This window comes from Bacillus mojavensis, from assembly GCF_012648005.1.
Lineage (GTDB): Bacteria > Bacillota > Bacilli > Bacillales > Bacillaceae > Bacillus > Bacillus mojavensis.
Genome location: NZ_CP051464.1, coordinates 942,501 through 954,873, shown reverse-complemented (window position 1 = coordinate 954,873; position 12,373 = coordinate 942,501). Strand labels below are relative to the sequence as shown.

General features: G+C 40.4%; 11 protein-coding genes, 16 tRNA genes, 1 rRNA gene and 1 pseudogene (1 of these 29 running past the window's edge). 2 read left to right on the top strand and 27 right to left on the bottom strand.

The annotated features are described in order from the left end of the window. Window positions 1-8: 8 nt before the first annotated feature. The gene (locus HC660_RS04905) at window positions 9-1,145 is read left to right on the top strand and encodes a zinc-dependent alcohol dehydrogenase (protein ID WP_168747259.1); all 1,137 of its coding nucleotides are present in this window, start codon (window positions 9-11) and stop codon (window positions 1,143-1,145) included. A gap of 40 nt (window positions 1,146-1,185) precedes the next feature. Here HC660_RS04905 and HC660_RS04900 read toward each other — a convergent pair whose 3' ends face one another. Continuing rightward, the gene (locus HC660_RS04900) at window positions 1,186-1,383 is read right to left on the bottom strand and encodes a hypothetical protein (protein WP_010333477.1); all 198 of its coding nucleotides are present in this window, start codon (window positions 1,381-1,383) and stop codon (window positions 1,186-1,188) included. 152 nt (window positions 1,384-1,535) lie between these two features. On the opposite strand from HC660_RS04900, the gene spo0M reads away from it, so the two are divergent. Further along, window positions 1,536-2,312 carry a sporulation control protein Spo0M gene (gene spo0M / locus HC660_RS04895; RefSeq protein ID WP_168747258.1) on the top strand — a complete coding sequence of 259 codons (777 nt, stop codon included), beginning with the start codon at window positions 1,536-1,538 and terminating at the stop codon, window positions 2,310-2,312. Window positions 2,313-2,648: 336 nt separating this feature from the next. Here spo0M and HC660_RS04890 read toward each other — a convergent pair whose 3' ends face one another. The 26 genes and pseudogenes from HC660_RS04890 to rrf all read right to left on the bottom strand — a co-directional run. Continuing rightward, window positions 2,649-3,728 (bottom strand): HNH endonuclease, encoded by a 1,080-nt coding sequence (locus tag HC660_RS04890; protein ID WP_168747257.1) that lies wholly within the window; start codon window positions 3,726-3,728, stop codon window positions 2,649-2,651. 11 nt (window positions 3,729-3,739) lie between these two features. Further along, window positions 3,740-4,405, bottom strand: coding sequence for an HNH endonuclease (locus HC660_RS04885; RefSeq protein ID WP_168747256.1), 666 nt, complete (start codon window positions 4,403-4,405; stop codon window positions 3,740-3,742). Window positions 4,406-4,421: 16 nt separating this feature from the next. Further along, entirely contained in the window at window positions 4,422-5,762 is a 1,341-nt protein-coding gene (locus HC660_RS04880) for a hypothetical protein (protein ID WP_168747255.1), read from the bottom strand. 114 nt (window positions 5,763-5,876) lie between these two features. Beyond that, complete coding sequence (locus HC660_RS04875; protein WP_168747254.1) at window positions 5,877-6,101, bottom strand: hypothetical protein; 225 nt, start codon at window positions 6,099-6,101, stop codon at window positions 5,877-5,879. Window positions 6,102-6,613: 512 nt separating this feature from the next. Further along, window positions 6,614-6,772 (bottom strand): helix-turn-helix domain-containing protein, encoded by a 159-nt coding sequence (locus tag HC660_RS21350; RefSeq protein ID WP_413287375.1) that lies wholly within the window; start codon window positions 6,770-6,772, stop codon window positions 6,614-6,616. 807 nt (window positions 6,773-7,579) lie between these two features. Then, the gene (locus HC660_RS04865; RefSeq protein WP_168747253.1) at window positions 7,580-7,912 is read right to left on the bottom strand and encodes a hypothetical protein; all 333 of its coding nucleotides are present in this window, start codon (window positions 7,910-7,912) and stop codon (window positions 7,580-7,582) included. Window positions 7,913-7,977: 65 nt separating this feature from the next. Then, window positions 7,978-8,538, bottom strand: a complete 561-nt coding sequence (locus HC660_RS04860; RefSeq protein WP_168747252.1) for a hypothetical protein — start codon at window positions 8,536-8,538, stop codon at window positions 7,978-7,980. A gap of 450 nt (window positions 8,539-8,988) precedes the next feature. Further along, a complete protein-coding gene (locus HC660_RS21000) occupies window positions 8,989-9,354 on the bottom strand; it encodes a helix-turn-helix domain-containing protein (protein WP_244956486.1) in 366 nt (121 codons plus the stop codon). Window positions 9,355-9,500: 146 nt separating this feature from the next. Beyond that, a pseudogene (locus tag HC660_RS04850) lies at window positions 9,501-10,471 on the bottom strand (tyrosine-type recombinase/integrase). 131 nt (window positions 10,472-10,602) lie between these two features. After that, window positions 10,603-10,684: transfer RNA gene (locus HC660_RS04845), tRNA-Leu, on the bottom strand. 253 nt (window positions 10,685-10,937) lie between these two features. Beyond that, a tRNA-Leu gene (locus tag HC660_RS04840) sits at window positions 10,938-11,026 on the bottom strand. A gap of 7 nt (window positions 11,027-11,033) precedes the next feature. Then, a tRNA-Cys gene (locus HC660_RS04835) sits at window positions 11,034-11,104 on the bottom strand. A gap of 5 nt (window positions 11,105-11,109) precedes the next feature. After that, a tRNA-Gly gene (locus HC660_RS04830) sits at window positions 11,110-11,184 on the bottom strand. Between the two features lie 47 nt (window positions 11,185-11,231). Then, window positions 11,232-11,303: transfer RNA gene (locus HC660_RS04825), tRNA-Gln, on the bottom strand. Between the two features lie 9 nt (window positions 11,304-11,312). Beyond that, window positions 11,313-11,388 (bottom strand) — tRNA-His (locus HC660_RS04820). A 24-nt stretch (window positions 11,389-11,412) separates the two neighbouring features. Further along, window positions 11,413-11,486, bottom strand: a tRNA-Trp gene (locus tag HC660_RS04815). 5 nt (window positions 11,487-11,491) lie between these two features. Beyond that, window positions 11,492-11,576 (bottom strand) — tRNA-Tyr (locus HC660_RS04810). A 22-nt stretch (window positions 11,577-11,598) separates the two neighbouring features. Next, window positions 11,599-11,671 (bottom strand) — tRNA-Thr (locus tag HC660_RS04805). A 5-nt stretch (window positions 11,672-11,676) separates the two neighbouring features. Further along, window positions 11,677-11,752 (bottom strand) — tRNA-Phe (locus HC660_RS04800). A gap of 12 nt (window positions 11,753-11,764) precedes the next feature. Further along, window positions 11,765-11,841 (bottom strand) — tRNA-Asp (locus tag HC660_RS04795). Between the two features lie 59 nt (window positions 11,842-11,900). Then, window positions 11,901-11,977: transfer RNA gene (locus HC660_RS04790), tRNA-Met, on the bottom strand. 7 nt (window positions 11,978-11,984) lie between these two features. Then, window positions 11,985-12,060 (bottom strand) — tRNA-Val (locus HC660_RS04785). A gap of 9 nt (window positions 12,061-12,069) precedes the next feature. Further along, window positions 12,070-12,141, bottom strand: a tRNA-Glu gene (locus HC660_RS04780). A gap of 34 nt (window positions 12,142-12,175) precedes the next feature. After that, window positions 12,176-12,267, bottom strand: a tRNA-Ser gene (locus tag HC660_RS04775). A gap of 5 nt (window positions 12,268-12,272) precedes the next feature. Beyond that, window positions 12,273-12,347, bottom strand: a tRNA-Asn gene (locus tag HC660_RS04770). A 9-nt stretch (window positions 12,348-12,356) separates the two neighbouring features. After that, a 5S ribosomal RNA gene (gene rrf / locus HC660_RS04765) occupies window positions 12,357-12,373 on the bottom strand; it runs 99 nt beyond the window's last position.

Genomic DNA, 12,373 nt, shown 5'->3' with positions numbered 1-12,373 from the left:
CATCATGCATGAAAGCTGTTACGTATCAAGGCATTAAAGACGTCCGCGTCAAAGAGGTAAAAGCGCCAGAAATCAAAAAACCTGATGATATCATCGTCAAACTGACAACCACAGCAATCTGCGGCTCTGACTTACACCTAATTCATGGCATGGTTCCCAATTTCCCTGAAGATTATATCATCGGCCATGAACCAATGGGCATTGTGGAAGAAACAGGCCCCGACGTTCACAAGGTCAAAAAAGGAGATCGTGTCATCATACCGTTTAACGTCAGCTGCGGCGAATGTTTCTTTTGCAAAAACCAGCTTGAAAGCCAATGTGACAATTCAAACGCAAACGGCGAAATCGGCGCTTATTTTGGCTATTCAGAATCAGCAGGCGGCTATCCCGGAGGCCAGGCTGAATACATGCGTGTCCCCTATGCTAACTTCACTCCCTTTAAACTGCCTGATGACTGTGAAATAGAAGATGAGAAATTAGTATTGCTTTCAGACGCTATGTCGACTGCCTATTGGAGCGTTGACAACGCAGGAGTAAAAGAGGGAGATACCGTCATTATTCTCGGCTGCGGTCCAGTCGGGCTGCTCGCGCAAAAATTCGCATGGATGAAAGGCGCCAAAAGAGTCATTGCAGTGGATTATGTAGACTACCGCCTTCAGCACGCCAAAAAAACAAACAATGTAGAGACCGTTAATTTCGAACACTTAGAAAACGCCGGATTATATTTGAAAGAAATCACACAGGGCGGTGCAGATGTCGTCATCGACTGCGTGGGAATGGACGGCAAAATGTCCCCGCTTGAATTTCTCGCCACCGGTGTTAAAATGCACGGCGGAGCCATGGGTGCATTAGTAACGGCGGCACAGGCTGTCAGAAAATGCGGCACAATTCAAGTGACAGGTGTGTATGGAATGAGATACAACGCATTTCCATTCGGAGACATCTTCCAAAGGAATGTAAATATCAGAACCGGGCAAGCCCCTGTCATTCATTATATGCCGTACCTGTATGATTTGATTGCTACAGGTAAAGTAGATCCGGGCGACATCATCACACATATTCTGCCGTTAGATCAAGCAAAGCACGGATATGAGGTGTTTGATACGAAAACAGACGGAGCTATCAAAGTGCTTCTGAAACCATAAAAAAAGGCGGTCTCTCATTTTGAGAAACCGCCTTTTTATTTTATTGCTCCACTCTTCTTAATGCTTCGTTTACTGTTTCTTTTATAAACGCATCTTCCCCCGTCAAACTGTCTAATCTGAGTTCGCCGCTTCTCAGTCTTTCTGAAAGATTGTTAATATCCTCCTCGACTGTAATTTGCAGTTCACCAGCTAAAAACATTCTATGTAATTCATCAGCGACCATCGTTTCTTTATTCATTCATGTCTCCTCCTTTACTCAAGCATCAATTTTAGTCTGTCCCTCAGATGAACGATTATAGGAAAAAAGGTTCATTTATTTCAAAAAAAATGAACCTTTTTTCCTTCTTCCCACGTATAACTGTTGAGAAAAAGAAAAAGGGGAAGATCAACATGTCATTTTTCAAGAAACTTGCAGCAAGTGCCGGCATCGGCGCAGCAAAAGTCGATACCATTCTGGAGAAAGATGCGTATTGTCCAGGAGAAGAAGTCCGCGGAACTGTACATGTAAAAGGCGGAAAAATCGCCCAGGATATCCGCTACATTGACTTACAGCTCAATACAAAATATGTCATTGTAAAAGACGATGAAGAGCACCGGAAATACGCAACTATTCATTCTGTTCGGGTAACTGGTTCATTCACCATTCAGCCTGGAGAAGAACATCAATTTCCGTTCTCCTTCATCCTGCCTCTTGATACACCGATTACTGTAGGAAAGGTAGAAGTCGCAGTAGTGACAGACCTTGACATTCAAGGCGGTATTGATAAATCAGATCACGATCGTATCTTCGTAGAAGCACATCCCTGGGTTGAAAATGTGTTAGAAGCAATTGAAAACCTTGGCTTCCGTCTTAACGAAGCAGACTGTGAACAGGCATCTTATTTCCAGCGCCGCCTACCTTTCGTTCAAGAATTTGAGTTTGTTCCAACATCAGGCTATTACCGTCAGATGCTTGATGAATTAGAGCTTATTTTTCTTTTAGAGGAAGACGGTTTAGAAATTATTTTCGAAGTCGATCGCCGGGCAAGAGGCCTGCGAGGATGGCTGGAAGAGATGTATAATGACGGAGAGCAGCTCGTACGTGTCCGTTTCAGACAATCAGAGCTTGATGATATCGAACAACTTGAAGAGGTATTAGAAGAGATCATCGACCAATATGCTGAGTAAATAACAAAAAGGAGCCTATAATAAACATAGGCTCCTTTTTTTAATAAAAACAAAACCCTGTTTCTTACTTATGTAAGAAACAGGGTTCTATTGGATACCGGTGGTCGGGGTCGAACCGACACTCCAGAAGGAACACGATTTTGAGTCGTGCTTGCCGTTCTTATCCTCACCAGCCTTTATATTTCAACAACCAAGAGGACCCCTCTTCGGCTCGTATCGTACGACTTATTTATAAGATAACATTACACGAATTTTTTTGAGTTGCCAAGCCCCAGTTTAAATTCCCCAGAGAGAACCTGTGAAGTATTATAATAGGAAGAAACCCAGCTCATTTATTTATTTTTGAAAAACGGATAAATACTTTCCGATTACGGTTTTAGTAAATATGTTTATCATTTCTTCCGTAAATTCAGGATTTTCTTCTTGAGGAAACTTTTGAATTAGCTCTTCCATTGAAGAGGTTGTAATTTCATGGATTTTTCTATTTACATTAACGTCACGGATTTGCTGGAACAAATAGTTCAATCTTTCCAGAAACTTTGCTTCATCAATTTCCTTTGAAATCGACTTCTTAAACTCCTTGGCAGTAATCATAAAGTCAGTCTCATACTCTAAAATTTCATTGGTGACTAAGTTGTAATGATAACTTTCATACAAGTCTTCACCTTGATAATCCCTACTCAAGAAGACAATCATTTTAAACTCATTAAAAAGCTCAATGTACACATATAATTGTTTTCTCAGTTTGTCTCCTTTGAGTATTATGGAATGAAGAATTTCTTCTTTTCCCTTGGTAATAACCTCGCTCCTTGGATAAAAATAATGAACGTCAGCTTCTTTTACTTTACCTTCGATAAAAGGGAGCAAATGCTGAATATCTTTTGGATTACCTCCATGAAAAATAAAAAAATTAACAGCCATTTTACAAAAGGCTCTTGAAATCTCATACCCTCCAAAATTCAGCTCGATTTTTGCATTAACATTTTTATCTTTTATTGGCTCAACGTTTTCTAAAGCTTTGTCTATATCTAATTGAGGATGTTTTCGCTTTAAACCGAGAAGAACTTTCCTTGCTTCACCAATAGAAGGAGCTTCTATATGATAAACATTACCGTCTATTTTATGATAAGCTCGGCTGAGTTTCATTTTTCCTCCTGGCTCAATTAGTATCTCTTTAGAGCCATGCTTAGCCTTAACATTTTGCGGCTTCCCTCTATCTCGTTTAACATTTATCAAGGTTGCTATTGATTGTAATTGGCTTGATAATTTGTTATCAATTCCGCTTCCAAATTTGGAATTACAGCTTATGCAAATCAGCTTTTTGGATTTAAGTTTACCTCCGAGAGCATTTAGAATTATATGTTCCTCAGTCTCATTTTCTTTAGAAAGTTCTTTCTGGCAAACATAACAAATCATTTCTTGCTCCTTTATGGAAATATTGTTTCTTTCTCTCTATAAACATTTATTAATTTCATTAGTTCTTCTTTTTTCAACCAAGGTCTCCTTCTATGAAGCATTTTATGACAGTTAGAACAGACCAAGGCTATATCCTCGACTCTTGTTTTCTGACCTTCCTCAAGTTCTGAAACAGGAATCGTATGGTGACCTTCTATAAAGTCTTCTCCCAGCTCGTCATACGTTTCATAAAAGTCAAAGTTGCAGACCTCACAGAACAGCCTTCCATGAGCTTGTTTGAAACGTTCCTTTGCGAGTTTAATTACTTGAGGGTTTCTCTCTCGGACAATATGCTGTTTTAGCTTCTTTTTGCCTTCCTCAAAACCCATATCGTCCTCAGTAATATCAACTGTTTCCTCAGTAGGTTCGTAGTCTCTTAATCCCCAATGACCTTTCCCAAGTCCAGCAAAGGAATAAAAAATATCCTTTTCTCCTCCGACTTCCCCTTTGTAGTAAGTTCCGTCGCTGGTATGGTTGTATATCGTTCCCCTTATCCGCTCTCTGAAAAGAGGATTAGCATTAAAGTCCATTACATTTCGTTCGATAATCTTTTCAGTTATATCAAGAAGCGTTCCATGCCCACCAAGCTCCTTGAGTGCATCTATAATTTCATCTAGCCATGGTCTCGGTTGTGCCATTGTTCTCCCTCTTTCCTTAAGCTTCTTTTCCTTTGAATCCTACTTTTGGAAATTTTCCTTCGTAATCAAAGTCGGCACCAAGAATTTTATCGGAATATTCCTTAAGAATTGAGTTATTATAATCAGCATATCTATGAGCGTGACATTGACGATTATCATTAATTCCCTGTAATATTTCAAGAATTTGTTCTCGGTTAAAGTGAGATAAATTCGGTTTAATGAGATTGTCAAAGTTACGGTCTGCTGCGTCGAAATTACCGCTATGAACAAATTGTTTTACAAGGAGGTCATAATATTTTTCTTCACACTCATTATCAACTGCCCCGTTTAACAACAATGTTCTATCTGACTTAGTTAGTAAATATCTTTTTTTAAATAGTTCCTCGAAAGTGTAGTCTGTCCAATGTAATTCTTCAATTAAATAATCAAAATGTTTTTCCATACTCTCTCTCAAGAATGGAGAACGTACAACATATTTCCAGTCCTCTTTGATTTTCGCTTCAAGTCTGGCTCGGCTATGACTTTCCATAAAGCCATAAAATTCAGGATTTTCACCAAAAAACTCTATTAATATAAGCAAAATTATCTCATCATCCTCAGAAAACCTGTTGAATTGTACTGGGTTTTCTTGAACATATTTCTGTAAGTTTGCTCTGTAACGACTGTAAAGTATTGAAAGAGTACGGAAATTTATATCTCGGTTTACCTTACAAGGTTCACTTGTACAACTGAATGTAATTACCCATAGGTCTTTAAATATGGTATTTATCATTAATTCATTTGTATTTTTCAGATACCTCGACTCAATATAATTTTCAAGAGCTGAGTCCTCTGTAAAGAAGCTTTTATGACGGTCTAAATCTTCTAGAATTGTAGTGAATACCTTTTTGGACATAACAGGATTTTTCACGAGCAACCCTTCCAACATATTTCTAATCAATGCTCTTACGGTTTCTTTATTAGGGGATGAAAGCAAGTCTTGCTGAGTCAAAACAGGGTGAGCGGATAAATGACGGTGAAGTCTTAAAGCGTCTATGCTTATTTTATCCGCTGGCTCTAATAAGAAGGTTCTTGTCTTAATCTCTTCAATTAGAACTCCTTCCCAGCCGCCGCTATTGGGTGCTTTCTCTTGTTCCTCTTCTATTTTAGCCAATATGGATTTTGCTGTTTCATCATCATATAATTCCTTCAAGTCCTTTAATTTGTAAATCAAATCGCAAACAACAACTGAGTAAAGCATTACGACAGCCGAGCGGTAACTTCCATTTATGTATGATTGCAATACCTCTTGAAAATACTCTTTCGTTTTTGGGTGATAAATTCTCTCTGCATTTTGTTCAATCGAATATGTTAGCATGAATTCTCCCTCTTTTAATTTTCTATTATATTAAAATACATTTCCCTCCTTATTATAGATAAAATATCCATTACGTTCCATCTCGAATAACAAAAAAGCCCACTCATTAAAGAGTCAGCTCATTGTCAAAATATAAACCTGGTTTTTCTGTATTGTTTTATCGTCCAACAAAAGCCATTGAGCTGTTGTCTCTCCAATAACTATAATTTCTGGGTAAGCTCCTTTGTATTGCCCGAGAGCGAGGTCTTCAACAGAGTTTTTTACTTGAGGAGACTCCAGCTCGTTTCCCTTCACGAAAATCACTAATTTATGACCTATTGAATAATGGCTCTTTATCATTTAATCAGCTCCCTTGGTTTTTTTTAGTTAAACCGATAAAAGAAAGCCAGAGTAAGAAGAATGAGCGCGGTAAACTCCAGAGCAACCTCAGAGGACGGCTCTTACAGCGTTTATTGCCCCAGCCTTCTCAAGCTGGCTTTCGTTGTCTTGCGTTTATTCGTTGTCGTCAATGAACAAACCAGCAATTCCAATAACTTCTTTGTTGTCTCGGTTCTCCTTTGACAATTGGAATTTGCGGTTAAGTCCAAGGCTTTCAGCAAATCGAATCATTTTAACCTCAAAATCGTTATAGCTTGGAGACTCGCTCAAGAATTTTTTGAGGTTGCTGAGTAAGGTAACTTCTGGAAAAAATTTATTCTATTTTTATAGTTTGTAAAAATGGCTCATACCACTTCTAAGTTATTCCCTACCCCTTAAAATTTTTCGAGCTTACTTTCGAGGAATGTTCGTGAATAATAACAAGAGCCAGAACCTTAAGGACTCTGACTCGAATAAATATTTATTTTTTTCTTTCATTGTTCGCCTTTTTTATTATTGTTTTCCTTTGAGCTGGCTTCCTCATAAAGCTTTGGATTACTGTCTCGCTCTCTGAGTTTCCTATAAAGCGTTGGCTTACTAACTCCAGTCATTTCAGTTATCTCAGCAATTGAGTAAGCCTTAGAGTCATACAGCTTGAGGGCTTGCGTTACCTTGCTGGAGTTCTTCTTGGGTCTTCCTCCCTTGCGCCCTCTTGCTCTTGCACTCTCAAGCCCAGCCTTGGTACGTTCAACAAGAATATCTCTCCAACATTCTAAACATGGCTTTCCCTAGCGGCTGTCTTTGGCTGTTCGATAAAGTGAACAAAGGAAGCTGGCTCAAGGGCTGTTTTTTGGAGCGAACCTAAAAAACGAACATTCGGACAATAGAGAAATAGTTCTGTTCGTATCTAGCTGGAGAAGTGACCTCATGGAGCGGAATGTAAGAGACTGTTTTGCTTCCTCAGAAGGTAAACCCAAGAGCTAAACCCTCAGCAAACCCAAGAGGAAGAACCAAGAGGAACAACTCAACTTCTACCCATTAAAGAGTTCCAGCTCAAAGGAATGACTTAAAAGCTCCAGCTCATAAGATACTAAAGAGCAAAGCTCCAGAGCTTTAAAAAAATAGACAGCCCTTCTCATATTTTTATTAATTATCTGATTAAACAAGCTCCTTTTGACAGCTCCTCTTTTCTCTTGGTTTCTGGCCTTTTGTTCAAGCCAAATTAGTTTCCCGATTAAATGCCAGCTCCAGAACGAACCTCAAGAGGACAGCGTTCCAGCTCACCTTCCAGTAATGCTTCCCAAAGGCTTCATGTTCGATTGCTACCCTTCCAGCTTATTCGGGAACAGCTCCCTCGCTCGTACTTCCCAAGAGCCGCAAAGAGTCCAAATTGCCAGTTTGCCTTCTCAATTGAAGCAACTAATTCTAAAGAATTACCGTGTGTGGCGCTTTTGTTTTTATTAAATCTCTTTAATTTCAATCTTGCTGACAATATACTCAATAATTAAAAACTCAAGAAACCTCTTGCTCTCATGAGTCAGCTCCATAGTTATTGGATTGTTTTTCTTTTGGTCAGCATAAACCTTTCCATGCCCAGCTCGGTTTCTGGCAAAAAGGAATTTCTTTATCATTGTTGATACTTTTGCATAACTCTTCTTACTTACGTCTCCATATCTGACTTTATCAAAGGCGTTTAAATATTTCGTATTCCATTTGACTCCATCAATTCTATTGTCAATGATCTTCTTATAATGGTCGTTCTCAAATATTCTCTCTCGGAAATTGTAGTCCATAATAGCTTCAATTCCCCTGTAAGCAGTCGTAAGCGAGGAACAAAACTTTTCGTAATTAATAGCATTTAAAAGCTGTACTCGTCTGTTTCGTAATAATGCAAGTCCAAACGAGAGTGCATAGTAATATACGAGCCGACTAAATGAGTGTAATAGGTTTCTTGAGCTTGGTAAAAGCAAGCCAGAGCTGTTCTGAGTCGGCTGTCTCGAACGATAAGCTTGAGGAGTTCCTCCAGTTTCTTAAAACGTAAAGTACCAATAATCGCTCCGTCCTCAAGGTAATCTCGTACATGAGAATTTCTATTATGATTAAGGTCATAAATTTTTAGGTCTTTACCGCTTTCCAAGTTATTTTCCATTCTAAACAGAGCCATATCCTCGTCATAAATATGGTCGCAAAAAGCAAAAAGTAATTTAACTGAATCGAATACTTTCATAGCTGTCTTTAGGTTTTTGGCTTTTATGATTAACGAGCCATAGTTACCGACTAATAAAAAATTTATCAGCTCGAAAGACTTGTCCTTAATCAGCACCTCATAATGGCTGTCTATTCCATGATAAGGTCGAGACATTTCTTCTGTCATTTCAGTAATCCATACTCCAGTCATAATAAATAATTCATTCGCCATTTTAGTTCTCCAGTACATTTTTGAATTTTCTTTATAAAACCAACATAAGAGAACGCAAAAAAAACAGTAAATTTGTTATTCTTCGAGCCAGTTATATAAGGGAGGGTTTCTTGTTGCCGCCAGCTTCCTCTGCTCTCTTGAGAAAATTCCTGTCAAAGCTCCCCAGAAGTAAGCTCCAATGTTTCCTCCCTTTATCCTCCTCGCTTGTTGAGCAAAGACAGAAGCTTTGAACGCTCTTATTGCTGGCTCTGCCCAAAGAGAGAAGGCTTCCTCAGCTCTTATGAATGGCTTAACCGCTTGAGAGAACGCTTCTGGAACAAATTCGCTTAAATATGTATAATCCAGCTCAGCTTTGGTCAGGAGTCGTAATTCTTTTGAATCTTTTGGAAATGCTTTGAGAAAGAATGTTTCTTTCGGTTCACTTGCTTGTTTAACCGCTTGCGGCTCTTGCTACGGAGTCCCCTCATCAGAGGTCGAACGATAGGTCAGCTCGACAGGAAAAATGATATTCGAGGAAGCCCCAAAGCCCCCTCTTTTCGGTCTGAGAGTCCTTACTCGCTTTATTATTCCAAACTCTTTCAGCCGCTTTAAGGCTCTTTGAATTGTCTTAGAGCTGACCTCCAGAGCGTCAGCCATGGAAGCAACCTTGAGGAAGTTGAGGAAGCTCACTCCAATAAACTTAACTGAATGACCAGCAAGCAACCTTAAAAGCCTTCTTTCTATTTCAGTCAACTCAAAATAAGACAGGGCTTCACTAATAAAGCTGTCCATTTCAAAGACGCTGTCAAACGTTTCTTCTTCTCTTATACAATTCATGCTCTTCCTCCAAGTAATGGAGGGTTGCTCTTGAGTCCTGCTCTTTGATAAAATGACAAAAGAGAGGTCTCGTGCAGAGTCCTCCAGTAGTATGAAGGAGTTTCCCCTCGGGTCGCCAAACTGGAGAGGGAAGCTCCTTTTCCTTTTTAAAGTCTTGTTTTAATACCCTTGAAAGGGCTTAAGCTTTTATGCTTGTCTTTTACGTCCTCACTAAACAAATTTACATACGTTTTAACCATCTCCATTGACGTATGCCCGAGAATTTGTTGAAGCTCAAAAATACCAGCTCCTCCTTTGACTGAAAGATTAGCAAAAGTATGTCTAAACGTATGAGGGGAACAACGTACTCCCTCAAGCTTTGCCTTCTTCCCATAAAAAGAAATTCTGTTCTGTACCTGTCTTTTTGTTAAAGTTGTTCCGTCTATCGTTACAAACAAGCTTGTACTTTCAACAATCGCCCGAATAGCAATATACTTCTCAATTTGCTCCCTCATGGTCTTTTGAATTAGAACAATCCTTTCTCGGTACGTCTTAGAGTTCCTTATATGGATAGCTCCCTCTTTTAGTCGAATATCTCCAAGCTCAATACCAATTAATTCATTTACTCTTATTCCAGTTTCAAGCAAGAGCAACATTAAAATGTAATCCCTTAACCCAGTAAACGTCATCAAGTCTGGCTGTTTAAGTAACCTTTCGAGCTGTTCATTTGAGAACGTCTGGACAATTTCCTTCCTGTCTTTAAGGAGCTTAATGTCTTTAACTGGGTTTTTACGAATATGCTTTTGTTTATACAGGAAATTAAAGTACGAACGAATAGCTCTGAGTTGGGTATTAATAGAGACGTTTTCAAGCCTTGTTCCTTCATATAGAGGACAACATTCCTCTGAATGACCTCTTGAGTAATGCTGTCTGGAGCGGTTGAAATTTCTTGCTCAAGTAAATACCTTTCAAAAACCTTCAATTCATTGAGATAGTAACTAATGGAGTGAGGTCGCAAATTTCTTAATTTGCAATCCTCGATAAATAGTTCAAGAGAAGCTTCAAAGTCATACGTTTTGGAGTTCTTGCGTATCTTTGTCAGCTCATTTGTAGAAAGGAAGTTGTTTCGCCTCCCCATTTAATCACCCCTTCTTACCTGTGGAGCGTACGACTTGAGGAATACGATTATTAGAGGAAAAATCGTGTGAAGTAAAACAAAAAAAGACCTCTACAATTGTAGAAGTCTCTTGGTATTGCTGAAAAAAAAGATACCGGTGGTCGGGGTCGAACCGACACTCCAGAAGGAACACGATTTTGAGTCGTGCGCGTCTGCCAATTCCGCCACACCGGCAAGTTTTACGTCGTATCTAACCGACGAATATAAATATATCATGGATATGATAAAGTGTCAATGGATTTTAAAAAAGTTTTTTTGGAAATATAATAATAAGTAGCTAAAGCAATTTTCTATGAAATGCAGCCCAATGCTTACATCGACTATTCATACAATAAAAAAATGATCTACATAAGTAGATCATTGATATGATTAGCTTCATTATATTTTCAAGCACAAACACCAATTTAACTTATCAAGTAAGTAAAATTGGTGCCGAGGGCCGGACTTGAACCGGCACGGTAGTCACCTACCGCAGGATTTTAAGTCCTGTGTGTCTGCCAATTCCACCACCCCGGCAAAAGAAAGGCGACACCCGGATTCGAACCGGGGATAAAGGTTTTGCAGACCTCTGCCTTACCACTTGGCTATGCCGCCGTAATTGGAGCGGAAGACGGGATTCGAACCCGCGACCCCCACCTTGGCAAGGTGGTGTTCTACCACTGAACTACTTCCGCATCTTAAGGGACTTAATACATTATATGCAATTGATATAAAAGTGAGACTGGGCTAGCTGGATTCGAACCAACGCATGACGGAGTCAAAGTCCGTTGCCTTACCGCTTGGCTATAGCCCAATGATAATATGGGGCGATTGATGGGAATCGAACCCACGAGTGCCAGAGCCACAATCTGGTGCGTTAACCACTTCGCCACAACCGCCATAATCTCAAGATGTCATAAATTTGGCAGGGGCAGTAGGAATCGAACCCACACCGGAGGTTTTGGAGACCTCTGTTCTACCGTTAAACTATGCCCCTATAAATGGTGGAGGGGGGCAGATTCGAACTGCCGAACCCTGAGGGAGCGGATTTACAGTCCGCCGCGTTTAGCCACTTCGCTACCCCTCCACATTAAGTTTTGAAAAAACAGTGCCGGCAAGAGGACTTGAACCCCCAACCTACTGATTACAAGTCAGTTGCTCTACCAATTGAGCTACACCGGCATAGGTGGTGGCTCGGGACGGAATCGAACCGCCGACACACGGATTTTCAGTCCGTTGCTCTACCAACTGAGCTACCGAGCCTTATTATTTAAATGGCGGTCCGGACGGGACTCGAACCCGCGACCTCCTGCGTGACAGGCAGGCATTCTAACCAACTGAACTACCGGACCATTTTGATTTTAATTGGTTGCACCCTTTGGGCGCTCCTTATTTAAAAGGATATATTTTTTGGTTGCGGGGGCAGGATTTGAACCTGCGACCTTCGGGTTATGAGCCCGACGAGCTACCGAACTGCTCCACCCCGCGATGATAATGGTGGAGGATGACGGGCTCGAACCGCCGACCCTCTGCTTGTAAGGCAGATGCTCTCCCAGCTGAGCTAATCCTCCATCATATAATGACCCGTACGGGATTCGAACCCGTGTTACCGCCGTGAAAGGGCGGTGTCTTAACCGCTTGACCAACGGGCCCAGACTTTCAATTGTGATTATGTATAAATATCAGTGGCGGAGAGCAAGGGATTCGAACCCTTGAGACGGAGTTGACCGCCTACACGATTTCCAATCGTGCTCCTTCGACCACTCGGACAGCTCTCCAATAATGGCTCCGCAGGTAGGATTCGAACCTACGACCGATCGGTTAACAGCCGATAGCTCTACCACTGAGCTACTGCGGAATGAAGTCTGCCTGGCGATGTCCTAC

Excerpts from the sequence above, each read along its gene's own strand:
- HC660_RS04905 (WP_168747259.1), top strand. The coding sequence starts at position 9 with ATGAAAGCTGTTACGTATCAAGGCATTAAAGACGTCCGCGTCAAAGAG.
- HC660_RS04900 (WP_010333477.1), bottom strand. The coding sequence starts at position 1,383 with ATGAATAAAGAAACGATGGTCGCTGATGAATTACATAGAATGTTTTTA.
- spo0M (WP_168747258.1), top strand. The coding sequence starts at position 1,536 with ATGTCATTTTTCAAGAAACTTGCAGCAAGTGCCGGCATCGGCGCAGCA.
- HC660_RS04890 (WP_168747257.1), bottom strand. The coding sequence starts at position 3,728 with ATGATTTGTTATGTTTGCCAGAAAGAACTTTCTAAAGAAAATGAGACT.
- HC660_RS04885 (WP_168747256.1), bottom strand. The coding sequence starts at position 4,405 with ATGGCACAACCGAGACCATGGCTAGATGAAATTATAGATGCACTCAAG.
- HC660_RS04880 (WP_168747255.1), bottom strand. The coding sequence starts at position 5,762 with ATGCTAACATATTCGATTGAACAAAATGCAGAGAGAATTTATCACCCA.
- HC660_RS04875 (WP_168747254.1), bottom strand. The coding sequence starts at position 6,101 with ATGATAAAGAGCCATTATTCAATAGGTCATAAATTAGTGATTTTCGTG.
- HC660_RS04865 (WP_168747253.1), bottom strand. The coding sequence starts at position 7,912 with ATGGACTACAATTTCCGAGAGAGAATATTTGAGAACGACCATTATAAG.
- HC660_RS04860 (WP_168747252.1), bottom strand. The coding sequence starts at position 8,538 with ATGGCGAATGAATTATTTATTATGACTGGAGTATGGATTACTGAAATG.
- HC660_RS21000 (WP_244956486.1), bottom strand. The coding sequence starts at position 9,354 with ATGAATTGTATAAGAGAAGAAGAAACGTTTGACAGCGTCTTTGAAATG.